The organism is Caballeronia sp. LjRoot34, from assembly GCF_964253815.1.
Classification (GTDB): domain Bacteria; phylum Pseudomonadota; class Gammaproteobacteria; order Burkholderiales; family Burkholderiaceae; genus Caballeronia.
The window spans coordinates 133,769-160,144 of the sequence record NZ_CAXUSB020000004.1; the positions used below are offsets into that span (position 1 = coordinate 133,769).

Sequence of the window (26,376 nt, forward strand, 5' to 3'; positions counted from 1 at the left end):
TCCATGGATACGCACGTCCAACGACTGTTACCGTCACGGGACATCGCACCCGTCAACGGACGATACAAGGAGATCGATCATGTTGAACCACCCCGCTTTTGCTCAATCCGTCCCTACGCCTGCGGGGAAACACGACCCCGACTCAGCGCGCGGCGAGTTCGATGAAATCCTCACGCTTGCACGTGAGGCCGGCATGCTGATCACGCTTGACGGACAGATTGGCCGAGAAAAGTACCAAAGCATCGCCGGGTCCATCGCATCGTTCAGGCGTTTCGCCGAAGCCCTTCGCACGACCCGGCTCTGCTGAGTTAGAAATTGCCAGACCAAGTCTGCGCGATCCTCTCGGCACACCCGCCTGACCCCGATTCGAACTATGCGGGACGACTCTTCTCAGTGTCACCAAAGCCGAGTAGTGGACGAACGCGGTAAGGGCAGTTCAAATCAACGGAAACGATGTTGAAGGAGCCACAAATGAACATCGGAGAACAGTCTCTGCGTTTGCTGGTCGAAAAATGGTTTGCGCCAACTGCGGAGACGCCGGTTCGCATAACCCGATTCGGTCGCACACATGCCAATCAGGAGCGCTGTATACGCGTCGAGACACTTCGCACGGAAGGTGCCGTTGCAATTTTTTTCTTCCGGCACGATGACGGTATCTGGTGCGTTTTCCCGCCTAAAGTCCGGTGCCAAACGATGCGTGCTTATGAAAGTGCATTGTGATCGGGCTGTCAGCAGCGCAATCAACGGCGAACATGTCTACCGGTTTATCGGAGATCACCCTGATCGACGGCATTAAAGACGCATATCCCTCGAAAATGCTCGGAACATGGAAATGCGAGCGTGCGCCTGATACAAGGACGCGTGCTTGGATTTGCAGCGCATCCTGTTCGTACAGCGTAATCATGAGACACCGACAGGATCATCGTCAGGACGGCCAGTGTCCGTCGAAGCTGAAGACACAAGCATCCGTCACAAGCTATGAGCAACTCTGCAAACGGCCCTTGTCTAGTAGCCGTACTATCTGTGATACAGACGACAACATGGAGATTGAGCGAAACCCCAATTCACGATACTAGCAGCTCCAATCTCCACCTGACATATCGCACTCCACCCGTGTAGAAGGCCTTCTTATGAAACTGACATTCCTCGGTGCAACAGAGACCGTCACCGGATCGAAGTACCTTCTCGAGGGTGCGGGTCTTAGGCTGCTGATAGACTGCGGCCTGTTCCAAGGCACGAAGAACCTGCGCCTGCGTAACTGGAGTGCGTTGCCCGTCCCAACCGATACGCTTGACGGCGTCATTCTGACGCACGCGCATCTTGATCACAGCGGCTACTTGCCCGTACTTGCGCGCATGGGATATCGCGGACCGATCTACTGCACCAGTGGTACCCGCGATCTGTGCGGCGTGATGCTGCGCGACAGCGCGAAGCTGCAGGAAGAGGAAGCGGATTTTGCCAATCGGCACGGCTTTTCGAAGCATCATCCTGCACTACCGCTCTACACGCTCAAAGATGCAGAAGATGCACTGCAGCTGCTTGTGCCACGCGACTTCGACGCGCCAATGAAACTGAACGACCGCACGTCTTTCCGCTTGCTGCCGGCTGGCCATATTCTGGGCGCCGCAAGCGTTGTGCTCTGCATGGAGGGCAAGGTGATCGCCTTCTCGGGCGATCTCGGCCGTCCGGATGACCCCATCATGCGTGCGCCGTTGCCGCTCCGTCACGCCGATTACCTGGTAGTCGAATCGACCTATGGGGACCGTCTGCACAGCACGACCGATCCGGCTGCCGAACTCGAGGACATCTTCGCGCGCACGTTCAGGCGTGGCGGCGTGGTCGTGATTCCCTGCTTTGCGGTCGGTCGCGCGCAGTCCATCCTCTACTACATCGCGCAGTTGAAAGCGACTGGTCGGATGGCCGACGTACCCGTCTATCTCGACAGCCCAATGGCAACCAGCGTCACTGAGCTCTACGAGCATCACTTGGATGAACACCGGCTGACAACGACGCAAGCCAATGCGATTAGTCATGCGGCCGAGATTGTGCGTACCGTCGATGAATCGAAAGCGGTAGCCAGGCGGCACGGCCCGATGGTAATCATCGCCGGCAGCGGGATGGCAACAGGCGGGCGCGTGCTGCATCATTTGAAGGCGTTCGCACCTGACAGCCGCAATACGATCGCGCTCGTCGGCTACCAAGCCGCGGGCACCCGCGGCGCCGCACTCGCGGCCCACGCCCCGAGCATTAAAATTCACGGCGAATATGTACCGGTTCACGCTTCAGTCGAATCGATTTCTTCGCTGTCGGCGCACGCCGACTATCAGGAGACCCTGGCGTGGTTGGGGGCTATGTCAGCGATGCCCGAGCGCACCTTCATCACCCACGGAGAGCCTGCCGCCGCCGATGCGTTGCGCCGCCGGATCGAAGAAACGCTCCACTGGCGATGCGATGTACCGACGTATCTCGAGTCTGTCGAGCTGCCGGCATCCGCGAGTGGCGACAGCGTCCATCCATGCTCGATGGTGCAGACCGCAGACAGTACTAGCGAAGCAGGTGCCGATCAAACGGCCGGCCCCGCTTCCGCGGCCTAATCGAGGTGTATCCGCAGAATGGAGGGATTTTTTCGAGAAAAACTCGTGGATGATTGACGGGCGCTTTCGTCGCGCGCTCACGTAAGACGGCCACAGCTGCTGCATCGAAGCGCTCGAAGCTCAGTTTGCTGAGGGCTCTCGTCATGGGCTCGATGATCGGCCACGAGGTGTTTCACCGCCGCAGAAACATAGACTTGGGCACCAACACGGATGCCGTGCTGCTCGCCCTTTTGATTACCCGTGCGGGCATGCTGCTGATACCCACTTCATACGAAATAACCACCTCAAAAAACAAGTCCACCTTCAAGATGGTCGAACAGTCGCCACCGGATCGAGGGCGTCATCCAGCTCGCATTTAGCTGGGAAACCAGCCTGCTTGGGTAGTATGGCGTTACGCTAGATCTTGACGCAGATCATGATCTAGCTCCCTGGGATACGGAAAATAAAACCTATCGCGGGCGGCGGTAACCACGCGGGCCCTCACGAGGGTAAAGTCGCTCCGAGCTCTTCGGACATGCGTTGCCTGCCGTAGTTATCAGTGGAGGTAATAATGGAACTCAAGTTGCATTCTCACCACTTTGAGCGCCGATCTCCAAATTGGCGTGCAGCTGCAGTTTCAGGCATCGTGGCCGGCTCGGTTCTCCTCCTCTTGGCGTCGATACTCGTTGTCGCGATGGGCGGAAACGTTTGGGGACCGCCTCGCATGGTTGCCGCCATTGCTTTGGGGAAAAGTGTCTTCGTGCGGCCAACATCATTCGATGTAGTGATGGTGGTCGTAGCGCTCGCGATTCATTTCATCCTGGCGGTAGCGTTCGCAGTCGCTCTTTCGGTGCTCATGGTGGCGTTTAACTTGGATTCCAGTCTAGGAATAGCGTCGCTAACCGGAGCCTTGTCCGGGACGGCTATTTATGTCGTCAACTTTTACGGTATGACGGCTGCTTTTGCCTGGTTCCTAGACGCTCGCACATGGACTAACTGCGGACTACACATCGTCTTCGGCCTAATAGTCGCGATCTCGTACACGCGTATCGAGATCATTCGAAAGACGCGAGAAGGTCGGTCGGTGCGCTAACTCTTTGCCATAGTCTTGGAAGCCATATTCAGTGCGGTCGAGACGGAATCGGCCTTTTCGAATGATCAGCCACGAAGCTGCACAGGTTCGTGCAAGGGCAGTTGGAAAGACTTTTTAACAGCCAATCATCAAGCGACGGAACACTATAGCGCCTGAGGTATTTTCAGCAAGTGGATAGTTCTAAATTATTCATATACCTTGACCCTATGTCTCGACATGGTTCCTATGTGGAACTGTACGGTGCTCCTTGTAACGCAATTCACTCGGTTGGCCTGGGTCACGCAGGACCGACGTAGGTCCTGCAAACACCAAATGTATTGCCCACGACAGGAGCTCGCGAAATGAGTTACAAGACCATCGTTGTGCAACTGGACACGAGTGAGCACACACTTCGACGGCTCGACTGCGCCCTGCATTTAGCGAAGCGCTTCGGCGCACATCTATCGGCCGTTTTCACAGACTACGCATCGGATCCTAGATTTTATTATGAACGTGCGGCTGCAGAGCGCTATTGCACTTCGCTGGAGCAAACCTGCATCGATCGTCGCAAGAGAGTCGAGAAACTGTTCCGGGCCAGGCTTGCTAAGACAAAGGTCGCAGGCGATTGGGTCGCCAATGAAATGTATGCGCCCATTTCATTGGCACGCTATGCGCACTGTGCAGACCTAACTATCACCGGTCAGCACGACCCGGACGACCCCGAAACCTATCTTGCCGATCGATACCCCGAGCGATTAGTTCTGTCTGCTGGCGGACCAGTGTTGGTTGTTCCATGCACCGGTCCGGTGAACCCTCTCGGATCCAAAGTCGTTGTGGCGTGGGATGGTAGCCGGGAAGCTACTAGAGCCGTTCATGACGCGTTACCGTTGATGCAACTTGCCACGCACACTGTCATGGTTACTATCAATGAGAAAGGTGAGGATCGAGATAATCGCGCTTGCGTTTCGGACCTTCTTGTCGCGCTCGCAAGGCAAGGCGCACGAGTCGAGTATAGAGAAATTCAGGGGGTTGACGGTGCTGGGCCTGGGGAAACCCTATTGTCGTTTGCATCCGGATTCGGCGCGAACATCATCGTGATGGGCGCATACGGCCACTCGCGGTGGCAGGAATTGATATTGGGCGGCATGAGCCGCACAGTATTTGCGTCGATGCGAATTCCGGTGCTTATGTCGAATTAGATCGGGCGGCGGCGGATCGGCGGACTCGCCAATGTTGGAGCAGCACTGCTGCGCTGAAACACACGGCTAACGTGCACTTCACTATTCAAGCTCGGCGGCTTTCGATACCTCAAGGCTTAGATCGCTTTCTCGAACAAAGCGCTTCACACAGCCGCCTTCCGGCAAAATACTACGATCGTCGCTAAAGTGACAATGCAGATCTATGTATCAGCCCGACCTGAAGGAGATACTCTGAAAACCGTCGGTAGTTTTCAGCCAGCCCTGCGACAATGTCTTCAAGGTCATCAAGCGAGTAGGAGAGTTTGTCTTCGTTGCTTTCGATATAGTGCTCGCCCGACACGTCGGAATCATCGCGCACGGGTTTGATGCTCGGAGGAAGCCTGAAGATCCATTTCGGCTGGATCAAGTGGGGAGATTCGCTCAATATCCAGGTCGAATGGGCTATGTCGTTGCGTAGACGTGTCCGCGTATGCGGCATCGTCAAATATTGACCGACACGATCCAGTTGATCTATGGGGATGGATCGATGGCGCAGCAGGTCGAGCACGACCGAGTGTTTTTTACTGAAGTCCAAGTCGCGCGTCATCAGCATGATGGCAGCGACATCCGACCCTGTGACATTCGCTATGATGGCCTGCATCAGAAATTCGTAGCGCGCGAACCAATGGATGATCGTGCCAAACAGCGGAAAGTGCCTATCAGTAAGGCAATTCAACGGTTTTTCGGCCATCTGGATGCTCCTGTGAAATCCCATTCTTGGGACGGGCAGCGCCCGATCCCCCATATAGTCGCGTGATCATCGATATGCTCTTTGGGGTTCACGTTTGGAATATTTTCTGCAGCACGCGCGCTATCCGTAGTGCTCGCGACGTCGATAGGATCGATAGGCTATTTTTGGAATTGCGGTGCTCACGCAAACAGAGCGGGTCGACGTGAGATTGTCTCCATAGGCACGCAACCTGTGATTAGCTTAGGAACTTCATGCGAAGGCCACCTTGGCCTGTATCAAACTCAGGTGCGTCTGCCCTTAGCCGCCACGCTTGCCGCAATGCATCCATTTCCCGCACCTGTCGCTCATCGACTAATAAGCTGCAAGAGCCGAGAAATAACGCTAACCACAGGTTTGCGCTATTGAGGAATGGCGGAAAGCCTCATGTTTGAGATCATGTCGAATAAGTTTATGGTATGAAAATTGGCTGCAGGACGTTCTCCTTGAATTGTTCACGAATGCGTTCAAGGTCACGTGCCCTTTCTGCCTCCAAGAGAAGTTGCAGATGCTCGTCCGCATTTTTTTCGTCTGTCGAAAGGCGAGCACGTCCACGCGCTATATTGTCGACGCTGTACGAAAACGTACTCCACCACCAGCATTCGCGCTCGTCTCCCACCCGGTGACACCCTCCCGCGTCGCGCTGGAATGTCATTGCGGTCACGGGTGCATCGTTTATCTCGACTAATGCGGCCGTCGCCGCACGACCTGTCTTTGCCGCCGCGACCGCGAATGCCCTGAAATCCTCATGGTGTCTCTGCTCATTAGTTTGCAGTGCATATTCTTGAAGAATCGCAAGGCGAAATAACGCACCCGCCAAATAGGCATGCGCGGCAATAGGAGAATTTCGCTGCAAGGCCTCGAGCGGGTCGACAGGATACGCATCAACCTCCACTATCATTTTTAAGATGCCACGTCCGTTGCGAGGCAACTCTCTATAGTCACTTAACAAGCATAAAAATGAACGAGTGTCGGTGATACATTTGCTTATCTGCTCTTTGTCGATGTTTTTTTACCACCTCGCGGACACCCGCAATGAGCTCCTTGATCAGGAGAGGAAAATTCTGTTGCTCTTGCCTCCTATTCATTGCTCGCGACTACCCCTCCTGCGGATCCCTCGAGCCGAAACGCTACGTGATCCTGACGGCAGATGGCGTGCATCGCCGCGCGCGCGGTCATCCGTAGGCCAAATTAAATGCGTCACCGACGGAGCCTCGAAATATCGGGCCGATGCGCCGTTGAAGTGACATTTTTGCTTACAGTCCGAACGAAATAAAAGCGTCAATTCGCATAACTTATACCCTGGACATACATAGTTGGCCAACAAGTGACTGCAGGACTCGACGTGACGGAGCTGCCAGCGGCTCACCGAAACTATGTAGAAGTACATCGTAATACATACTTCCCTACCGTAAGCAGATGCGCGCACCGGTGCCGTTCCTTGTTACGAGGATGACGACAGCCTCATTCCTTTCATGGCAGAGATTCGTGTTGGGTTAATTGCGACCTAGGATTTTGCGGATGGCCCTCGCGAAGCCAACGTCGAATAACGTTCGACCTTTCGCGTTCGTGATTTCGCCATGACTGCCTTCTTGCCAGCCCTGGTCCTCTAGGAATTCGTGCGAGATGGCGTTTTGCAGAGCGTTGCGCTCAGACGGCGTCAAATGTTCGGACATCGTCGCCACCGCTGCAGAGTACGTGGATGGGGTGGGTACAATCGTGGCGCCGAGCGGACGCCGGTCAACCGTAAGTTGCGTTTGCGTCTTCAGTACATTGAGCTGGGCTTTGAGCTTATCCCGCTCAGCGATGATTGCTTGCATGATGGAGCGGATGGCGGGGTCCTCAATGCGCATCAGATATTCATAGCTGGCCAACGGCTTGGATGCCTTTGGCGCAGGCGGACCGGCGTACGTTGCCCACGCCTCAATGAGCGCGCGATAGTCGGCGGACTGGGCGTTATACAGCGCACGTCCCTTGAGCAAGCCCTGCGCCTCGCACAGGCGTCCAATGGATGGAAGCGAGAAGTCGCGCGAGCCAACGTCGTACTGACCGCGGCAGAGCTCATGCATCTGTGCCAGATTGCGACGCCGTTGCGCCCGAGCACCTTTGGCCAGTAGCGACTCGAGTACAACATCGGGATGAATCTCCGTCGTCATGTTCATCGTCTGCTCCGCACCAATAAGTCGCGAGTGGGCAAGCGGTGCGCCGGGCCAATGGCAGGTAGCAGCGAGGTCAGGTCGATGCCGAATTGCCGGCTAAGACTTTCTCCGGCATCTATCAATCGAATCACCTCTCGTCGTCCTGCCGCGGAATTCGGGTTCATTTGCTCTGCGAGCCGGGCCATGAACGCGTTGCCCACCCGGAGTTGTTCTTCTTCCGACAGCAACATGAACATCGGCGGCAGATTGTCACGATACAGCGCGGCGTCGAGCAGCTGGCTTCGGCGGAACACCGCCTTGCCGGGTTGAAGGTCTGGATAGACTTCGCCAGACTCGCATACGCCCGCCAACTGCAATAGTTCGGATTCGGTTTCCTCGAACACCAACTGCACGTCGGCCGGCATGCCGACGGCGACCATTTTCATTCCGCTGCCGTGGAAGGGCTCAAGGGCGGCCTTGCAACGCTCGATGAGTCGATAACAAGCGACCAGGTCCTCCGCCAGGTCGCTGAACCGCCTCATCGCGGATTCCCACAACCGCTCCGCTTGCCCGTACGTGTCGAGGCGGCTAAAGGGCTGCCGGGCCTCTTCCGCTTCCGCCTTTTGCTTCTTCAATTCCTGCAAAGTCGCTTCGTGGGCAAGACAGGCGTTGCGCGCCTCGTCAAAGTGGTACGCCAGCGTGTTGAAGTGCGCGGCCAACGCTGGCAGATAGTGGGGCTCTGTCACAAACCAACGGCAGCGCACGCAGTTGCGGCTACCGCCCGGGACAGGGCCATATTTTGGACTGACCGAACTGCAGCCTGCGGTAATCTGAGGTCCGCCGTTGTAACAGCCGCCGATGGTCGCGACGCTTTCTACTTCGCTGGTGTTGCCACCGACGAGGCACAGGCCGTGATGCATGGGCATCCAACCGGCAGGGTTACGCGCCGCTGGGTGCTGCGGGATAGCGGCGGACAGGCTCGCGGGGCTGTTGCAAATGGCCTGCTGGAGCAGCAGGTCATGCTCCGTATCGAGCAGGAAGTTTTGAATGCTCGCCTGCTTGGCTGCTTCGAGCCGTTGGGCGGCCCCCACCAACACGTCGCGGATTCGGTTCGAACCCGGCTTGGTGTAATAGAGTGTCATCATGAGGCGGCTGTGGCCGACCAGCTTCTGCAGCACCGGGAACGGCACTTGACCTTCAAGGGCCAGAGCCGTGACCAGCGAGACGCGCAGGCTGTGCAGCGGGAAGAGCGTGACACGGCTGCCGCTCCGTTGCATGGGCCGCAGTAGTCGTACGGGTACCCCGTTGCAGTGGGTCTCGCCCCGGTCAGCGAGGCGCGACTCGAAGGCTTCGAGCAGCGTGAACCAGCAGATCTCCAAAGCGCCATCACGTATAGGTAGGTGGTATTCCCCCGCTGGCGCCTCCGGTAGCCGAAAGAGGAAGCATGTGTCTGGGTAGCCCGCAAGTTGCACCTGACTCTTGGCCTTCATGTGGCGACCGTCTAATTCAATCCAGGCGGTACGACAGCGCACGGGGTTGTACTTCTCCTGCCAGTTACGCAGCTTCTCCAGCCAATGGAAGACATGGCGGGCTCAAAATTGAAGCGCAACACCGAAGCGTATAAGGTGTTGTAATGCACAAAGCGAATCAGTACGAGCAGTTGCAAGCCGAGGAACGTCTGGAGATTGCGAGCCTGCGTCAACGGGGATCGAGTATTCGGGCCATGGCCCGAATACTCGGGCGCTCGGCCTCTACGCTCAGCCGTGAACTGAGGCGCAATAGCTCTGTGCTCGGTTATGTCCCAGCGGCGGCGCACGCGCTCAGTTCGGCGCGACGAGCTGACACTGCCGTCACGCCCAAACTCGGGCCTCACAGCGCCTGCTGGAGGGTCGTCCTTACGCTGCTGGAGTGGCGTTGGTCGCCTCAGCAAATCTCTGGAGTCCTCAAGCGTATGTTTCCCACCGATCCGACTTTGCAGGTCTCGCACGAAACGATTTACACAACCATCTACGCCCACCCAGGCGGAGAATTACGGCGTCAACTTATTGCTTGTTTGCGTCGTGCTCATCGCGCCCGCATGTCGCGCACACGGGGCAATGATCGTCGCTGGCAAATTCCCAATATGGTCAGCATTCACGTGCGCCCACCTGAAATCGAGGATCGCGTGATGCCCGGGCACTGGGAGGGCGACTTCATCAAAGGCGAAGGCAATCGCTCCTCAGTTGGCGTGTTGGTGGAGAGAACAAGCCGTCTGGTACTGCTCGCCAAGATGAACGATGCCACAGCCGAATCTGCACTGGCCGGCTTCTCGGCCAAGCTCAACTCGATTCCCGAACACTTGCGTCAAAGCTTCACTTACGACCAGGGGCGTGAGCTCTCACGACATCAAGAACTTGCCGCTCAAACTGGCGTGAACGTCTATTTTTGCGATCCACATAGCCCGTGGCAGCGCGGAACTTGTGAAAATACCAATGGCCTGTTGCGCGAGTACTTGCCCAAAGGCACCGACCTTTCCGTCCATAGTCAGGCGGACCTCGACATCATTGCCGACAGCTTGAACAACCGACCTCGTGCCACACACGCGTTTCATTCGCCCTTCGAGGTATTCGCCGCGACGCTACAAGCAGCGGATCTAGCAACGTCATCTAAACATTAACCTAGCTGTTGCACTTCGACTTGAGACCGCCCATCCTGGTGCACCGGGCCGCCGGCAGCCCACGGCAGGATGTAGCCCTTCTCTTGCGCTGACCTGACGAAGTCGGCGGTCTTGTTCGTGTTGATGTAGAGCACCGTGCAGGCGGACTCACTGTCCGAAAGCAGCCCGCCGCGGCGAAAGACGCCCAGGCGCAACGGCCGGTGTTCGCCGTGTGCAAGCGGGTGTAGGTTGCGCACCCAGCGGCCTGCTTCGTACCGCCAGGTGTCGGCTTCGCCTGAATCGAGCATGCGCACCTGGAACGTCCGTAGCGGTAGGATGAGCTTCACCAGCAAAGCCACCCAGCGCACCGGACTCCACATCTCCAGCACTGGGCCACCACCTGTTTGCGTGCGTTCACGGATACGCCACACGCAGTCCGGATCGGACCGGTCAATCTGAGTTTCGCTCACCGGGAACCAGTCAGGCGCTGGGTATCCGCGTTGCCCAATTCCTACCCCCAACGCGCTGTGTGCCCACTGCCAGTCGCGGAAGTGCAAGCCCGCCGCTAGCATCTGGCGCAGCTCGTCAATGTAGCCATAAGGCAACGGCGAGTGCACGCTCTCGTCGCGTTTGGGTAGTCCGGCTCCGGAGCCGCGCGCCACCGGATTGTGGTAAGCGGGCGATATCACAAGGTGGCCATGGTCGTCCGACACGCTGAATTCGTGTAGTAGGACGAAGTGCAGGAATGCGTGGATGGCATTGTTGTACGCGATACCACCGTAGGAATCGGGACATGCGGTCCGATAGAAGTCCGGCAGAACGGTGTGTCGCGCGAGGAATACTGCCGGGTCGAGCGGAAGGTCCAGCCTAACCAGGTACCTCTCGAAGAAAGCACTCAGCGCGGAAAGTCGGGTGCTCACCCCCAAGGTCTCGCCCTTAAGCCACTCGACAGCAAGCAGGCGCCAAGCGGCCAACTGGGGATATTCGCGCTCGACCCAGCTCAGCGCCGGGTCACTATTTCGCTTGCACCCCTTAACTTTGTTGGCGGGTACGGATCTACCGGATGCCTTCCCTCTGGATGCCTTTGCCACTTCGTTCCCTCACAGAATAAATTCAAAGCCCCCGGGCGTAGGTGGGTGCCCCGGCGATGCGTTGCCCTGCAGCCGCTGCGCGGCGGCCATCAGCGCGGCCAATGCCTCTTTGGTGGTGGCTTGCGTATAGATCTCCTGGCTTTCGGGGGAGGCATGATGCATGAAGCGCCGAATGAGTGCGCGCTCGATGCCGGCGTTCGTCAAGCGTCGACCATAAGCGTGGCGATGACCGTGTGGCGTTGTGCCAAACGCTTTGGCCACGGTCAAGCCGATGCGCTCGCAGGCTGCTGCATGGGCCTTGTTGTACTGGGCGAGTGAATATGGTTTGCCCAGTGGGTCGCGGCGCAGATTGATAAATGCGAACGGATGGTTACGCGCGACGCGCGCAACCTGTTCGAGGTAGCGATACCACAGTCTCAGAAACAACTCGCCGTACTCGGGCAAAAACCAGTAGGCCCGCTTATAGAAGGCGGCATCGTGCGTGCCGCCTTTCCAGCCCGCCGCGCGCCTGTCCATCACTTCAGTACGCGGCACGAGGCCAAATTGCTCCGCGAGGTAAGCCGCACGATTTCCCTTCTTGGGTCGACCACATTCGTCACGCCAATCCGACGGCGCAGTGCCAAAGCTCGGGTGGTGAATGAGCACCATGGCCTGATTGGTGCTCTGCGGATTGGGAAACACATCGCTGATATAGAGGTGGAACGGTTCGGACTCACGGAAGCCCGCGCCATGCAGCAACAGCGTGATGAGCATGTTCCGGTAGTCGTACCGATTGCCGGCTTTGAATCCCTCGAACAGCAGTTCCGCGAAGCGCTCCTCAGGGAACGCTGGTGGCTCATCCATTTCGACTCTTGGCAGGCGTCTGTATCGCGCCCGATGTCCAGTGTATTCGGGGGTGGCGTTGACTGCCCACGTGTGCCCCAGAAACGCATGGTTGCGCCGATATTGGTAGGCCACCTCGTCGAGCATGCGGTCGTAGGCACCGCCGGCGTATCGAGGAATTACCGCGGCGGCAGATGGCCGTATGTCGCTAAGCCAGCAAAAGAAGTCGGTGAGCTGCGCCACAATATGTTGCGCGTCGTGGGGCGAACGCGGCGCCCAGCATAGCCAGCTCGGGTCCAGGTGGCTTTCAAGTTCAAAGGTACCCGTATAGAGCCGCTGCGCGAAGTTGAGGAATAGGCGATGGCGGTCGGTCTCTGCGGGGTTGCTTAGCAGATAGTCAAGGAACATTCGTACCGACCGCACGACCTTCTTCATCCATTCGAGGCTTCGGTCATGGCTGCGGGCGAGCAGATAGTCAAGCAGTGGCTCCAGAGGTCCCGCAGGCGTCAGCAGGACCGGAAGCTCCCTATAAGCGCCGCTGGAATCCGTGTAGACCTTCGCTTTGACGGTCACGAACATGGGAGCGGTACCGCTACGCGTTCAACCGTCGTAGCAGCGCGATGGCGCTGCGGAAATCGAGACGGTGCAGGTACATTACCAAATCCACCGCGCCCCCACCGCCGCGGTTGGCACGGGTGTCGTAAAACTTTGGTCCGTCGGTAATCAGTTCATAATCTCGGCCACAGACATTGGCCTGCCAGCGCTCCGTGCCTTTTCCCTTGATGGGCACAAATGTAGCGTCGCACTTAGAATGAATGGTCAGCAAAGGAATCAACAGATTGGCGGGCAGCTCTCGCCAGCGGCGTAACTCAGTTTCATCAACTCTCGGCACTTCGCCACCTCCGCCCAAGCTACTCGGCTTTCAAAGAAAGCCAGCTACTCGACACCGTCATTCCCGGATACATAGCGCAACGAACGAAACATAGAATGTATAAATAGGATATAGCTTTATAAAACGCAAGGTAAAAACAGCCATTTTCGAGAGGTGTTTTCTAGTCAATTCGCCTATATCCGCCCCAACTATGTATCTCCAGCCGGGGGGGAATATTCGCATAAGTCCGTATTAAATTCGTCACCTCGCCTCCTACACTTCGAATCCCGTCCGTAAGGCCCTGACTTATGGAAAATTCTCTGTATATTCCAGAGCCAGTCGCGCTCGCCCGTCCACGCGGCGGCCACCGGCTCGAAGTATTCAGCCCGAAGCTTGCGCGCCGCGTCATGTTTTACCGGCGTCCGCTGCTCGACCAATGGCTGCTCCTTGAGACGAATCCCAAAGTGATTGCGTTTTGCGAACGCCCGGGCTATGTGATGATCAACGGATCCCGTCGTCTCGCTGACTTCTGGGTCCATTACGTCGATCTGCGAGAATTAGTTATCCTCATAGAATCTGAAATTGATGGATCGGTTACACCATTCCCCTGCGACGATGAGGAAAACGAGTTACTGATCCGGTTTGTCGCGCCGGCTGAACTAGCCGCTGCGCGTGTATGGCTCGACAACTGGCAGCGGATGCTCCCCTACCTTGTCACCAACCGCGGTCTCATTCCGTCAACGCTGTCCGGAACGATCGCCCGTTTCCTGAAGCAATCTCAACGATTGCTCGATATCGAGCGGGAATTCTCGTCCACCGATCCTGTTCTGGTTCGCGCTGCCTTGTTTGGTCTGCTTCATGACGGCCGGGTCAGCTCACACGAGATTCAAACGCAACCCCTGTCCCTGCTCACGCCATTCGTGGCTACGGAGGCACCTTATGAATCGCCGCAAACCAGATCTGCAGGCGATCGACGTTAGCGCCTGGCCCACTGTCGCCTATACCGAGTTTGACCAGGCGACGCGGAACATGTTCGAGAAGCGCCAACAGGCCATATTGCGCTACGTCGCCGGGGAATCGATCAGGGAAATTGAGCAGTCCGCCGGTATCAATCGCCGTCAACTGTACCGCTGGCTCGAACGCGCGCAGCAACAGCATCCTGACGGGCGCCCTTTCGGCTTTCGGGGACTTATCCGCTACATGCGCATCGCAGACTATGAGCGAGTGCGCGACGTACAGGTGCACGGCGAACGCGGCAGTCGAGGCGCCGCTGGCGCTCTGGCGCAACTCTTTGAACGCTATCCGGCGCTTGCAGGATGGCTGCTTCTTCAGGTCAAACGTCGCAGGGTACTGCTTGAGCAGATACATACGGACGGTCACTTACGAACTCGCCTGCGCGGTCTGCAATCGCTACACGATGACTTCCTGCACCAATGTCGGTCGGTAGGGTTGACGGCAGGTGACTATCCGTTCAACACAGCCGACCGTGCACTTCGTTCGCTGTCACGACGCTTAAAGGATGAGATGTTGCGCACGTTCGGGACGGCGGCCCGCTCGGCCGGAGCGCCGCACCTCAAGGGCTTGCCTCGCCTCGACGCAGCAGGTACGCCCGCGGCGACGCGTCCGTATCAGGTCGTCGAATTCGACGGCCACCGGCTCGACATCCGGCTCAAGGTTGTCGTACGCGATCCACTCGGCTTTGCACACGAATTCGAGATGGAGAGGGTTTGGCTCCTTGCAATCATAGACGTGTGTACGCGCGCCGTGCTCGGTTATCACATCGCGTTAGCCATACGCGCAAGAGAAAAACGATGGACATCAGGCGGAGCCTTGAAAATGCTGCAATCGGCAGACTGCGGGTTGTCCATTAGATTGGGAGAAAAAGTGGACACAACGACCATCGCGTGTCCATTTTCCTCCGCAAGTTTGCTTTATTTTATTTCGACATCTAGCGCGACTGCAACGGCAGGACACTACCGCTGCGCAGCACGGCCAGTTCTTTGCGCAGGCTGAATACCTGACGCAGCAGCGCGAGTTCACGAGCCAGCGACTCGTCAAGCTGTACCTGCAGATCCTTCGCGTCGCCCTTCGCGCGGTTCAGACGTTCCGTCAGCTCGAGCTTTGGCCGCTCGGCTACAGCGTTGGCCGCATCGATTGCTTCGATCAGCCCGGCGAACTGAGGGCGCGACTTCTTGATGCTGCCTTTCTTGCGGCCCGCCTCGATCGCCACGGTATCGTTGTTGATACGCGCACCCTTGCGCTTCTTCAGCCGCTCAAGGGCGGCGTAGTAGTCGGTCATGGCATCGCTCATGCGGCCTCCGGCTTCATCAGTTTCTCTTGCGCGTCAAGCAGTCGTTGCAGCGTCTGTGCCTCGATGCGGCATTCGACGCTCGCCTCATCGGCAGCGCGCAGCTTCTCGACTGTGGCCTGCTGCGCCTTGATCACGCGCTGAAGCTTCGACGGCATGACCACGAGGTTACGGCAGTTCGATTCAAGGCAATCCAGACGCATCCAGTCGAGCGCCGTCGACTTGCACGGCTCGACGCTGGCGCAGCCGCCAAGCACCGTCTCGCGGTACGCCAGTTCGCCCTTCCCGAACATCCTCACCGTCTGCTCGCGTGAGTAGACCGACACGGGCGACGCCTGCACGGCACGGCTCTGTGTCCATGCTGCGTGCCCGCCGAACAGCCGCTCGTCAGAGAACAGCACCTGCTCAGCGTACGCAAGGTACTCGGACAGGCCCTGTGCCTCGGCCCATTCCTTCGCGAAGTGAGCCTTGTCGGTGTCGATGAAGCCCTTCGCAAACGCCGAGCCACGAGCGTAATACATGCTCATTTCCTGCGTGATGTGCTGCAACTGACGCTTGAGCGTCGGCAGCGTGACGAGGCCGCTGCGTTGCGCATACAACGCGAGCGAGCGGCGAAGCTGATGACGCGTGAACGGCCACTGCTGCCCGACCGCGTACTTCGGTTCGTCTTCCCATGCGCGGTGCATGTCGACACGCTTCAGTTCGGCGATGTCTTCGGCCGTGATCGTCGGGAAGACGCGCTCACGAAAGCCTTCGACATCGTTATGTATGGTACTGGGCGCCCGGTTTGCCACGTACTTAAGATGCAGACCCATCCGACAGAACAGCAGGCGGGAACCGTCCGTCGATTCGGCGTAGCCTGGTGCGCTGTGCGCACGGTGCGCCTCGCCCGACAGCCGTTGCGCGAGCCTGACGGCGCGAGCACCGAGCGGGCTTGTCACCCAGCATGCGCGTTTGGGACGCCCGCCGGACAGCTTGGTCGTAACGCCCTCGATGGCATAGTGCGTCACGCCATCCAGCCGGGCCTCGCTCAGACAGTCGTACGGCAGGTTCTCCGCTTCCATCGCGCGCATGCCGGTGAACGACAGGATGACAAGCTGGCATAACGCGCTGATCGACGCCACAAGCGACAACACGATGTAAGGGGAGTCCTTGCACCCGAAGTGGACAGCAGCCGTCTTCAGTGCGGCACAGACGTCAGGGCGTTCGCCAGCGTATGCGCGCGCGAGGTAGTCCGACAGCGCGTTCGCGACGCTCTCAGCGATCCCGAGGTCATGCTCGCAGGTCGACAGTAAGTGTTGGTAGATCCGCGTCGGGATGACCGCGTATTGTGAGTTTCCGGCGCGTTGCGCGGAGCGTTCGAGCAGAGGCTTATGCAGTTGGGCCAACGGCACACGCAGCCCTGTGGCCTCGGCGCCCAGCCGGTGAAGCTTCGCCAGAATCGAATGAAGGCGTTGGGCCTTCATGTCGATCCCAGCTTGTGCCACATAGTCCAGAACAACAGCGACGTTGGATAGCCCTTCATAAAGAGTAAGCTGGTGTTCGGCGGCAAAGAAAGTGAAGTCCTTCAGGTAAAATGAACAAGATTGAAGAGTACTGGACGCCGGTACCGTCTCGGTCACTTCGTGCATAAGAAAGTACATGACCTGCTTCCACTGACGCGTAGTCGTGGCTGAAAGGATGCGGCCTGCGTCGTTAAGCGGGTGACCCCTAAAGTGGATATGGGTGCGGCGCGATCCAATCGTATATGCACGGATGTCCCAGGCGTCGTCACCAAACAGCGAAGCAGCGTTCCCGGCCTTGTCGTGAGTGACGACCGCATCGTCTTCGATCCGATACCAGTCGGGGCGCTCGGCGAGCGCTGCGATTAGCGTATTGTTCATGCCACTCCCAATTCGTAAAGCTGATCAAGCTTGGTCGACCAGAAAGCGTCAAGATTTCCATCAATATCAACGTCGTGCTCGATCTGACCGACCAGCGCGGCGTCGCGCTTGCATAGTTCATTCAGGAGGAATTCGACCCGTCGCAGCACCGCGCCGAACGAGCTCTCGTATTGCTCGAACGAGCCAGCACGCCCGCTCGCGAGCCTGATGCAGTGACGGCAACTCAGCAGCTTGCGGATGTCGGTGGCGTCAGCGTGCACGCGGTACTGGTCGCAAAAGAGACACCCTTCGGTCGAGCGGCAGTCAGGCTGTACGGTGACCGAAGCGGCGATCGGCGCAGGCTTGTGGAACTCGATGCAGACGCCCACCGCGCTCTTGATGGAGCCCGCCGGGTCGTTGCCGGCCTTCAGCACGGTCTTCTCAACTGAAGCGAGGAATGCGCCCATCTCAGCCTTGTGCGCGGTGTCCGTGCCGTTCGAGTACGAGCGCAGCGCCGTGGCCAAGGAGTGGCCCATCAGCCTGGCTGCGACGACAGGGCCGTGATTGCTCACCGCCCAATCCTGCTTTGCCGCACGCCACTGACGTGCGCTAATGCGCGGCAGCACAATCCCGAGCGTACCGAGTCGACTGTAAAGCCGATCAAGGAATTGGGTTGAGAGACCCGTTAGCCGCCGCAGCTGCGCATGATGCCCGACTACGACGAACAACGTGTCACAGTCTGCGTCCTGGACAAGATACTTGCGCAATGCCAGATACGCCTTGAGCTTTGGCATGAAGGCCAGCGAGACGGTGAACGTAACTTCCATTCCACCTGCACGGTACTTAACCTCGCGAAACTTCTGACGTACAACAGACGCATCCCGCAGGCTCGCGGCGAGCTCCGGGCTCCACTTCATTGCCAGCAGCTGCGCGAGGCTGACGCCCGTTTCAGCCAGAAACAGCGCGGCGAAGCAAGAGGCCGCCATCGAAGCATGCGAGCGGCGGATCGGTGACTGTACGTCCTCGTTGGCCGCCGTAAGATGTTTAGCCGTTAACCGCGCGATGCCCCACGAACGATGGCGAGGATTTTTAGCTCCAGCCTCGGCCAAGCGCCTCGTGAGTTCTTCCCGGGTGCGCAGCTGTCCCGTCTCCAGATTCCAGCCAAACAAGCCGTTCGAGTCGTGCCCTTCACCACGGCCATGTGTGTGCGGAACAAGGCAAAGATTCTCACCTCGCGCCGTGGTCACGCGCACCGGATATGGCTTGAAGTCGAGCACCAGCGTGCTGATGCTGCTGAAGAGCGCGTCAGCCCACGCGAGCAAGGCGGCTTGTGCCTCGGCGTCGGGCACAACTGTCGGTGCGTAAGCATAATGTTGCTGGCGCAGCACCCTCGCATCGGCGCAGAAGTCGTCGTTTCTGAATAACTCACGTAGCATCGACAACAGATTAGGCTGAAGGCGCGCGACAGTATTGTGGTTCAGGTTGCCCAGCGAGACCTGTTCACGCTTCTCACGAAAGTAACGATGAACCGCCTCCGCCGTAGCCTTCTCGTCACAGAGCACCTGATGCAAGCCCAGCCTGTCGGCCCAGTTGGCGAAGTCAAGCACGCCGCGCAGAGCAAGATAGACCGTATTCGGACGCATTGCACCAAGGGTCAAGCGCTCGGAAAGCTGTTTCACCAGCATGCGTACGACCTTGGCGCGTTCGCTGCTGAAGCTTGTATGGTCGAAAGTGTGTCGTGTGTGCCGCGTGCTCGACGTGTCACGCGTCAGGTAGCAGATCTGCCCAATATCGGAACGGTTGCTAATGCCTTCCCACTTGAGCAGCGCGCGCTCGGGGCGCAGCAGCGTCGTGCCTTCCGTGAGCGGCATGTGCACTTCCTCGTACAGCCGGTTCATGATGCCACCGCGCAATCGAGGGCGAGCGTGACCAGCGTCGACAGGTGCGCACTCCACCCGTCCTGCACAGCGTCGAACAGCTTGCGGTTTTCGCGGTAGCCGAGGTAAATCTCAGTCGTAGACGGCCGGGCGTGCCACATCAACTGCCGCAACTGATCGAGTGCCCGGGTGTACTTCGTCTCATTCGCTGTCATCGTGTCGACCATGTTCAGCCCGTAAGTCGCGCGCAGGTCGTGGAAGCTGACCGCATACCTGGGGTTGCCGAGCTGCACGCGCATCATGGGCAACAGTTCGTCCCTGATGAACTGACGCACGGCCTGCCCTGTCTTGACGTGACGGCGTACGTGCGAGCCAGTGCTCACCGGGGCGCGCGACGCGCAGTCCTCGTAGAGCGGCGCACCGCGATGGCTCAGAAAGAGCGGCTGGTCGAAGTGATCGCCGCCATCTGCCATCTGGCGACGCTTGCGCGCACGATCGCTGTGCACGTAGACGTACAGCCGCTCATAGAAACCACGCGGCAGATGCAACACGCCCTTGACGCCGCCCTTCGTGTCGATGCCGGTACCTGGCCCGCAGGGGAGACGGATGTCGTCGCCGTGAAACCCGTCAGGCTTGTGCATCACGTGTTTCGCGCGCACGGTCAGTACCGTCTGGATGCGGGCGCCCGTCAACAGCGCGAAGAGATGAACGAGCGTCATCTCGGTGTTGCCTAGTGCGGCTAACGATTCAAGCAGCGCCGACTGCTCGGAAGAGGGGAGCGGGCGCAGGCGACCACCGTCCTGGATGTGATCGTCCCATGGGTCTTCTACGCGCCGGCCACTGATCGACAGGTCGGTGGTCTTGACTTCGATCACGCCGCTGAAGCCCTTCTCGTCCTTGAACTCAATGAAGCGATCAGATTCGACCCACGGCGCGTTCGTGGGTCGAAAGCCTGCTTCGGTCATCAGCCAGCGATAAAAGCGCACCACGGTGCCCATACGACGCTTGGCAACGCCCGGAGACAGTTCGCCTGCCTGCACCGCCATCTTGATCGAGCCGCTATATCGGTAGGTCGGACGTTGCCGCTTGTTCACAGGGAAGACGAGCCAGTCGATACCCTCGTCATCCAGATAACGACGGAACGCTACCAGGTCGTCAGCGATGCAGGCGAACGTCAGCATGTTCGGCGACAACTTCGACTCGATCATATCGATGAGCCAGAGGTTCGCCTCAGCCCACGGCGCGCCGTCAACAAGTCGGACAACGGGAAAGAGGGGGAAGGTGCCTGCGATCCACTTCGGGCGGGTGTCGCGTCGCTTGCCGGTGTCGGGGTCTGCGAGCGGGACCGTGTGATAGATGGTGCCGCCCTCGGGGGTGGTGATACTGACCGGCGTCGCGCCGGGTGTGTCGCGGTCAACGACCTCGGTCAACGGCAGTTGCCGGATGGTCGTTCGTCTTGCTGTCATGATGCAGATCCTCTGCTGTGTTTGTGCGGGCGTCCGCTTTAACACAGCCTGCGAGTATCGGGAAATCGTTCTTCACTTGCGCATATAGCCAGAGAATACAGCCGCTACGACGTCATCAAGACAATCGAGAATGCGCTCGAACCTCATCACGCGCGGGCGTTCACGATAGCTGGCCTCGCCCGTGGAACGCAGGACGGCTTTCCGTCGGAGCGCCTACCCGAACTGGCGTATGCAACCTGGGAATGGATGAAGCTCGACAACGCGAAGGCAAATCTCGCGAATGAGACCTTGACGGCGCTATGCGAGTTCGTTGGCTGCGTGGCTGACGCCGGACCGAAATACAGTCCCGACGAACGGCCTTATATCGAGCGGTTCTTCGGCACGATCGCCAGTCGCCTCTCATCTCGGTTACCCGGCTACACCGGTTCTCATCCACGAGACCTGCGTCGGGCACTCGCTGATCCTAAAGGCGACCTGCGCCTCTACGTCTCCCTTGACGAATTGGGTGAACTGGTTGAGTACGCCATCTCAAGTTACAACGGTACGCCCCACACCGGCCTCAACAACGCGACGCCGCTGGAAGCCATGGAGTACTTCGTGGGTGGCAGGCAAACGCTGCTGGCGTGGCTCGCTGAACAGCGTCGCCGAACGCTCTGTCTGATGCAATCGGCAAGGCAGTGCCGCGTTCGGGCCTATATCGGGCAGGGTGTGCGTCCGCACATCAACCTTTACCGCGTCCGTTACACAAACCGTGTGCTTGCTGCCAGTACGCATCTGATCGGCCAGCGTCTGCTGATCTACATGAACGCGGACGATCTTCGCTCCGTACGGGCCTTTCTCGCGGATGGCACGGAGTTGGGCGTACTTGACGCTCAGGGCGCGTGGCAGTTGGTGCCGCACAACCTCAAGCTACGTCAGGAGATCTGCAAACAGTCAGGCAAGCGCCAGCGATTCTCTGACGCCGGCATGAATCCGATCGAAGCCTACGTTCAGGAGAAGTTCACACAGGCGAAGAAGACGCGCAAGGCGGCGACCGATCTTGCCCGTACGAAGCAGTCGCTGGCGTCGGCATCGACCGTACGCACGCCGCTCGGGCCGAGCCGTCCCGCCGAGAGCGAAACTGCAGTTACAGCGCGCACGCAATCATCGACGCAATCGCAAACCGACGGGCTCGCCTCACTTCCGCCACCCACGCCGGTGCGTCCACGAAAGCTCTCGATTGGTACTGGCCAAGTATTTTAACTTCGTCATTTTAGGGAGTGTGTCATGTCGCTGAAGATACCGCGTCCGGTCGATCCATCGCTGCATCCACTCGTCACTGGCAATTACCGTCTCGCCACACCCGCGATCGAAGGCTTCTACGAACTCGTCACGCGCTGTCTGCGCTACCGGATCATGGGTGCGCTCATCTATGGCCCGTCGCGGGTTGGCAAGACCCGCGCCATCGAGTACGTGCGGCTTCTACTCGCACGCGAATACCCGAAGATCACCACCTACCATGCACAGTGCGAGCACAAGCCGCGGCACGCCGAGGGCCCGTTCTTCGCAACGCTGCTTGAGGCGGTCGGCGACACTTGTCCGAATGCCGGCACAACGTCGACCAAACGAACGCGACTCTCGTTGCGCATTCGCGAGGCGGCCGCCAGGGCCGGAAGTGGCACCGTGATCCTGTTTTGCGACGAGGCGCAGAGACTGAATGACCACGAGTACGAATGGCTGCGCGACGTGCACGACGCGCTCGATCGTCAGCAAATCAAACTGTTCACGTTTCTCGTTGGACAGGAGGAACTGCTTGCACAGAAGACGGCGCTCCAGGTTGCGCACAAGACGCAGATCGTCGCGCGTCTTATGGTCGAAGAACTTGCCTTCTCCGGCATCCGCAACGCCGAGGATGTCGCAACGTGCCTTAATGGTTACGACCAGACCGCCTATCCCGAGCGGACCCCCTGGAGCTTCACGCGCTTCTATGTGCCTCAGTCCTTCGACGCCGGCTATCGACTGACCAGCGACGCCACCGTTCTGTGGCAGGCGTTCGAGGACGCACACCACAAGGCGAGCTTGCCGGGGATCCTGGACTTGCCCATGGAATCATTCGCACGCGCTGTCGAGATCGTGCTCAAGGACAGCGAACTCAAGGATGCACCAGGCTACTGCCCCGACGCAGCTTTGTGGACTCACTCGGTGCGTCACTGCGGTTACGTTCAGTCTCGACATGCCACCGGCCGCGTGCTTGCGACGGCGTAAGCCGGCGGCGCTTAAGCCGCCTCGTTTCCCGATTCTGGCGTTTGACGAGCGCGAACTCCGTCTGGCGCTCGGGAGCGTATTCAATCTCAAATGGCTAGTACCGGGAGAATCACTGGTCTCGATTCTGTGGAAGTTCGGCTGTGCAAACGCACTCGCTGCCGATTTCCTCGTTCAACTGATAGACCCCGATATTGACCCGTCTGTAGGCGTGGCTCCTGTGCGCGAGGTCGTCAACCTCAAGCGCCTTCGTCGTCTGCTGCGCCTGCCCGAGAACGTGCTGCACGCATCGCTGCTCGACGCGGCGGTCCCTGGTCGCTACCACCCCGCTTTCCGGTATTGCCGACAGTGCGCGGCACATGGCTACCACAGTGTGCTGTATCAACTCAACGATGAAGACCGTTGTCCTGCGCATCGGCAATCGCTCGAAACGCGATGCCTGCACTGTGGGGAAGAGACGCCCTACATCGTCAACACCAGCCTCGTCGAAGCACCGTTCCGATGCGTCTCGTGCCGCTCGCACTTCAGCTACGGGCGCCTTTCGCTACTTTCGACAACCCCGGCGATGCGCAGGCGGGACCGCGCTGCCATCAGTCATCGATTGCGTGTTCGCTCGGACGACAATATGGACGTCCCTCGTCCTGAGCAACGTCCACGGTCGCCGGCTGACGACTTACGCGCCATGAGGCGGTGACACTTTTAATTCGCGTCCGACAACCTGTTGAATTCTCGTGATTTTTCTCGCCGCCGCCGTTGCATTTAGGCGAATTGACAGATTTACTAGCGAAGTTGTGACAGATTTATTTCGGTCTACGCCAAACGCCGGCCCCGACGCGCCCACTTTCGAGCTCACCACTACTCCCGAGCCCACACACGAGCGTGCTCTCGCGCTCGTCCAGGCGATCCATCCGTAGACAGAAAACCGAACCCCGATTTCAAGCCAAGCGCTTGAATCACAATACAAACTTGTCTATCTCGCCGTGGAATCTCAGGCTAAAGAGATCCAACGCTTCGTCGGCAAGTGTCGTCGTCTTGTCACTAGGTCCGATGGCCTGTACTGGGTACCGATTCCCGCCAGACGTGATCAGCTACGCGGTGTGGTTATACTACCGATTCCCGCTCAGCCTACGCATGGTCGAGGCACTGCTGGCCGCACGCGGCATTGAGCTTACGTATGAGACGGTGCGGCGCTGGTCGGTGAAGTTCGGGCTGGGCATCGCCCGGCGCATCCGGTCTGCCGCGTTGGGCCGGGGCGACAAGTGGCACCTCGATGAAGTGGTCGTCACGATCAACGGCAAGAAGCACTGGCTTTGGCGCGCGGTGGACCAGCATGGAGCAGTGCTCGATGTGCTGGTGCAAAGCCGGCGCGACAGGCACGCGGCCAGGCGGCTCATGCGCAAGCTGTTAAAGAAGCACGGGCGCGCCCCACGTGTACTGATCACCGACAAGCTTAAGAGCTACGCGGCGGCGAACAGGGATCGGGGAATAAACGTCGAACACCGCCAGCACAAGGGGCTGAATAACCGGGCGGAAAACTCACATCATTCAACACGGGTGCGCGAGAAGGTGATGCGCCGCTTCAAGTCCGCGCGTCACCTGCAACGCTTCGCGTCGGTTCACGATCAGGTGGGCAACCTGTTCATGTACTGCCGCTATAACACGAACGCGCAACAGAAGCGAGAGGCGCGCGACCAGGCCTTCGAGGCTTGGGAAAGGGTGACGTGCGTCCCGATGCTGGGACGCCTCGTCGCGTAAGTTCGCCATCCTCGTGCGCCGCGTTTTCGCTCGGCCGCGCATCAACAAGTTGACAATACCGAACACACCAGTGCCCGTTAGAATCGGTGGATGATACCCACCCCCGCGGCGAGTTGGTTGCGTGAGGACGACGGCGCAGTCTGGAAGCCGTCGCCAATTGTAGCCGTTGCGTTGATGATATTGCCCGAACCTCCTGTGCCGAGCGTTTTCCCGTTACTGCGCTGGAATGTCTGCAGCGCGTAGAACCCAGTGCGCTTCGATAGCGCCCAGTACTCGGACAGATTGAACTGATGGTACTGAGCGGCGCTCTGGATACCGTTCGCCAGAGTCGCTCGCGTGTAGCTGTAACCTGTCGCAAAGTCCCACGCTGCGCTTGCCTTCCAGTGCAAGACCGCACCGGCCGTGTTGAAGATGGCTGTATCGCGGAACCTCGAGTTGATGCCCGGGATGTACTGGACGTTCGAGTAAGTCGCCGAGACATCCCACGCGCTGTTGAACGCGTAGCCGCCGACCACCGCAAAGCGCTGCTGCGCCTGTGCCGTCTGATAACCGTTGGTCACCGCCGACACGCCCGACTGGCCACCTGAGTTGGTGGTTGAGTCGGCTCCAAATGCGCCACCGCCAGGCGTCGAATTGTTGATTCGCGTGATACCTGCTGCAAGCCCGACCGGACCATTCGTGTATTGTACTGCCCCGCTCCATGTCGCCCCCTGGTTCACGCTGCCGGGTACGCCTCCCAGCGAATATGAACCGCTGAAGGTGAAGCCATATAGCTTCGGCGACGCATAAACAAGCGAATTGTTCGTTCGATAAATAGTGTCTAGTTCGTCGAGGTCGCCGGGGTGAGCGCCAAAAAATCCGGTGAGCCATGTGGTCGGTCCGTACGGAGCGAGCAGCGTGTAGTACGAGGTGTACTGCCGCCCCACCGTGAACGTACCGTATGAGGGGTTAGTCAGTCCGACCCACGCTTGACGGCCGAATAAGACGCCGGTGTATTGTTGAGCACCATTGTTTACGTTGAAACCGGACTCGAGCGCAAAGATCACCTTCGTCTGGCCTCCCAGGTCTTCAGCGCCCTTCATCCCTATGCGGCTGCCCGCCCAGATGCCAGACGAAAGTTTCACGTTCGAATGGCCACCGTTGTTCGAGCCGAGCGCGGCCTGGCTGTTTTGATAAACCAGCGAATCATCAACGATTCCATACAGCGTCACGCTGCTTTGTGCAACTGCGGGCGTCACAACCACCGCCGCCCCTGTAAAGAAAGCCAGCTTCACCGTCCCGAATCGATTCATCTGCATCTTCTCCATTGATTGATTTTTTTTGCAATGCGTGCACCGAACCGAATAAACCACGCACGCCTTTCCGTGTTCAAAATTGTGTCTGAAGCGCGCTAAATTGCTGCCGTAAGCGTCCATGCTGTGGGGACCAGAGGTGCATTCCCCCAGCACCAATACGTGCATATAGGACGTCAATTCGGATATCTAACTTATATACATGTCTAATGCGTCCCCTCCTTTTCTGGTTCTGATGAAATTCAACTTGCAGGCAGCGGTTGCTGGAGTATTGACGACTACGTACAGAGATGACTGGCACGCCTGCCGTTTCGTCATTCCAAGCGGCGTGACGCCAGAGGCCGGAATGACCTCAACGCTCCTCTACGCGAGAACCAACGACTGAAACGCCTGATCTAGCACGAGCGC

General features: G+C 58.6%; 23 protein-coding genes and 3 pseudogenes. 13 read left to right on the forward strand and 13 right to left on the reverse strand.

From position 1 onward, the window contains the following. Positions 1–79: 79 nt before the first annotated feature. From ACSQ36_RS40990 to ACSQ36_RS41015, 6 genes are all read left to right on the forward strand, one after another. Positions 80–307 (forward strand): hypothetical protein, encoded by a 228-nt coding sequence (locus tag ACSQ36_RS40990; protein WP_436186618.1) that lies wholly within the window; start codon positions 80–82, stop codon positions 305–307. A 164-nt stretch (positions 308–471) separates the two neighbouring features. Next, on the forward strand, positions 472–720 hold the full coding sequence (locus tag ACSQ36_RS40995; RefSeq protein ID WP_436186619.1) for a hypothetical protein: 249 nt from the start codon (positions 472–474) through the stop codon (positions 718–720). A gap of 410 nt (positions 721–1,130) precedes the next feature. After that, positions 1,131–2,594 carry an MBL fold metallo-hydrolase RNA specificity domain-containing protein gene (locus tag ACSQ36_RS41000; RefSeq protein ID WP_436186620.1) on the forward strand — a complete coding sequence of 488 codons (1,464 nt, stop codon included), beginning with the start codon at positions 1,131–1,133 and terminating at the stop codon, positions 2,592–2,594. A gap of 143 nt (positions 2,595–2,737) precedes the next feature. After that, positions 2,738–2,953 carry a hypothetical protein gene (locus ACSQ36_RS41005; protein WP_436186621.1) on the forward strand — a complete coding sequence of 72 codons (216 nt, stop codon included), beginning with the start codon at positions 2,738–2,740 and terminating at the stop codon, positions 2,951–2,953. 191 nt (positions 2,954–3,144) lie between these two features. Beyond that, on the forward strand, positions 3,145–3,666 hold the full coding sequence (locus ACSQ36_RS41010; protein ID WP_436186622.1) for a hypothetical protein: 522 nt from the start codon (positions 3,145–3,147) through the stop codon (positions 3,664–3,666). 341 nt (positions 3,667–4,007) lie between these two features. Further along, complete coding sequence (locus ACSQ36_RS41015) at positions 4,008–4,844, forward strand: universal stress protein (RefSeq protein ID WP_436186623.1); 837 nt, start codon at positions 4,008–4,010, stop codon at positions 4,842–4,844. Positions 4,845–5,025: 181 nt separating this feature from the next. Here ACSQ36_RS41015 and ACSQ36_RS41020 read toward each other — a convergent pair whose 3' ends face one another. From ACSQ36_RS41020 to ACSQ36_RS41040, 5 genes and pseudogenes are all read right to left on the reverse strand, one after another. After that, positions 5,026–5,574, reverse strand: a complete 549-nt coding sequence (locus ACSQ36_RS41020; RefSeq protein WP_436186624.1) for a hypothetical protein — start codon at positions 5,572–5,574, stop codon at positions 5,026–5,028. A gap of 448 nt (positions 5,575–6,022) precedes the next feature. Beyond that, positions 6,023–6,511, reverse strand: a complete 489-nt coding sequence (locus ACSQ36_RS41025; protein ID WP_436186625.1) for a hypothetical protein — start codon at positions 6,509–6,511, stop codon at positions 6,023–6,025. A 595-nt stretch (positions 6,512–7,106) separates the two neighbouring features. Then, complete coding sequence (gene gmtX / locus ACSQ36_RS41030) at positions 7,107–7,772, reverse strand: gamma-mobile-trio protein GmtX (RefSeq protein ID WP_436186626.1); 666 nt, start codon at positions 7,770–7,772, stop codon at positions 7,107–7,109. Further along, the gene (locus ACSQ36_RS41035) at positions 7,769–9,025 is read right to left on the reverse strand and encodes a hypothetical protein (RefSeq protein WP_436186627.1); all 1,257 of its coding nucleotides are present in this window, start codon (positions 9,023–9,025) and stop codon (positions 7,769–7,771) included. Before ACSQ36_RS41035 ends, gmtX begins: the two co-directional genes overlap by 4 nt. 243 nt (positions 9,026–9,268) lie before the next feature. After that, a pseudogene (locus ACSQ36_RS41040) lies at positions 9,269–9,325 on the reverse strand (VPA1269 family protein); the annotation flags it as partial. Between the two features lie 56 nt (positions 9,326–9,381). On the opposite strand from ACSQ36_RS41040, the gene ACSQ36_RS41045 reads away from it, so the two are divergent. Beyond that, positions 9,382–10,404, forward strand: a complete 1,023-nt coding sequence (locus ACSQ36_RS41045; protein ID WP_436186628.1) for an IS30 family transposase — start codon at positions 9,382–9,384, stop codon at positions 10,402–10,404. On the opposite strand, the gene ACSQ36_RS41050 is transcribed toward ACSQ36_RS41045, so the two are convergent. The 3 genes from ACSQ36_RS41050 to ACSQ36_RS41060 are packed head-to-tail and all read right to left on the reverse strand — an operon-like array spanning position 10,401 to position 13,188. Continuing rightward, the gene (locus ACSQ36_RS41050) at positions 10,401–11,474 is read right to left on the reverse strand and encodes an integrase family protein (protein WP_436186629.1); all 1,074 of its coding nucleotides are present in this window, start codon (positions 11,472–11,474) and stop codon (positions 10,401–10,403) included. The two genes, ACSQ36_RS41045 and ACSQ36_RS41050, sit on opposite strands and share 4 nt — an antisense overlap. A gap of 9 nt (positions 11,475–11,483) precedes the next feature. Further along, positions 11,484–12,875 carry a gamma-mobile-trio recombinase GmtY gene (gmtY, locus tag ACSQ36_RS41055; RefSeq protein ID WP_436186630.1) on the reverse strand — a complete coding sequence of 464 codons (1,392 nt, stop codon included), beginning with the start codon at positions 12,873–12,875 and terminating at the stop codon, positions 11,484–11,486. A 13-nt stretch (positions 12,876–12,888) separates the two neighbouring features. Further along, the gene (locus ACSQ36_RS41060) at positions 12,889–13,188 is read right to left on the reverse strand and encodes a hypothetical protein (protein ID WP_165989488.1); all 300 of its coding nucleotides are present in this window, start codon (positions 13,186–13,188) and stop codon (positions 12,889–12,891) included. Positions 13,189–13,475: 287 nt separating this feature from the next. Here ACSQ36_RS41060 and ACSQ36_RS41065 point away from each other — a divergent pair, with 287 nt between their 5' ends. Together ACSQ36_RS41065 and ACSQ36_RS41070 are read left to right on the forward strand one after the other, a co-directional pair. Further along, positions 13,476–14,147, forward strand: coding sequence for a hypothetical protein (locus tag ACSQ36_RS41065; RefSeq protein WP_436186631.1), 672 nt, complete (start codon positions 13,476–13,478; stop codon positions 14,145–14,147). Next, positions 14,107–14,958: pseudogene (locus tag ACSQ36_RS41070) on the forward strand (helix-turn-helix domain-containing protein); the annotation flags it as partial. The gene ACSQ36_RS41065 and the pseudogene ACSQ36_RS41070, both read left to right, overlap by 41 nt. Positions 14,959–15,115: 157 nt before the next feature. Here ACSQ36_RS41070 and ACSQ36_RS41075 read toward each other — a convergent pair. From ACSQ36_RS41075 to ACSQ36_RS41090, 4 genes are read right to left on the reverse strand one after another with little or no spacing between them, the layout of a single operon-like run. After that, positions 15,116–15,478: a hypothetical protein gene (locus ACSQ36_RS41075; RefSeq protein ID WP_436186632.1), complete on the reverse strand. Its 363-nt coding sequence runs from the start codon at positions 15,476–15,478 to the stop codon at positions 15,116–15,118. After that, positions 15,475–17,358 (reverse strand): integrase, encoded by a 1,884-nt coding sequence (locus ACSQ36_RS41080; protein ID WP_436186633.1) that lies wholly within the window; start codon positions 17,356–17,358, stop codon positions 15,475–15,477. The genes ACSQ36_RS41075 and ACSQ36_RS41080 overlap by 4 nt, the downstream gene beginning before the upstream one ends. Beyond that, complete coding sequence (locus ACSQ36_RS41085) at positions 17,355–19,235, reverse strand: integrase (RefSeq protein ID WP_436186634.1); 1,881 nt, start codon at positions 19,233–19,235, stop codon at positions 17,355–17,357. Before ACSQ36_RS41085 ends, ACSQ36_RS41080 begins: the two co-directional genes overlap by 4 nt. Then, positions 19,232–20,680 (reverse strand): site-specific integrase, encoded by a 1,449-nt coding sequence (locus ACSQ36_RS41090; protein WP_436186635.1) that lies wholly within the window; start codon positions 20,678–20,680, stop codon positions 19,232–19,234. The genes ACSQ36_RS41085 and ACSQ36_RS41090 overlap by 4 nt, the downstream gene beginning before the upstream one ends. An 84-nt stretch (positions 20,681–20,764) precedes the next feature. On the opposite strand from ACSQ36_RS41090, the pseudogene ACSQ36_RS41095 reads away from it, so the two are divergent. The 4 genes and pseudogenes from ACSQ36_RS41095 to ACSQ36_RS41110 form a co-directional block, all read left to right on the forward strand. Continuing rightward, positions 20,765–21,922, forward strand: a pseudogene (locus ACSQ36_RS41095) (integrase); the annotation flags it as partial. Positions 21,923–21,946: 24 nt separating this feature from the next. Then, complete coding sequence (locus ACSQ36_RS41100) at positions 21,947–22,924, forward strand: AAA family ATPase (protein WP_436186636.1); 978 nt, start codon at positions 21,947–21,949, stop codon at positions 22,922–22,924. Then, positions 22,911–23,615, forward strand: a complete 705-nt coding sequence (locus ACSQ36_RS41105; protein ID WP_436186637.1) for a hypothetical protein — start codon at positions 22,911–22,913, stop codon at positions 23,613–23,615. The genes ACSQ36_RS41100 and ACSQ36_RS41105 overlap by 14 nt, the downstream gene beginning before the upstream one ends. Positions 23,616–23,968: 353 nt before the next feature. Beyond that, positions 23,969–24,676 (forward strand): IS6 family transposase, encoded by a 708-nt coding sequence (locus ACSQ36_RS41110; RefSeq protein WP_436186995.1) that lies wholly within the window; start codon positions 23,969–23,971, stop codon positions 24,674–24,676. Between the two features lie 77 nt (positions 24,677–24,753). On the opposite strand, the gene ACSQ36_RS41115 is transcribed toward ACSQ36_RS41110, so the two are convergent. Next, entirely contained in the window at positions 24,754–25,968 is a 1,215-nt protein-coding gene (locus ACSQ36_RS41115; RefSeq protein WP_436186638.1) for a porin, read from the reverse strand. Positions 25,969–26,376 lie beyond the last annotated feature (408 nt).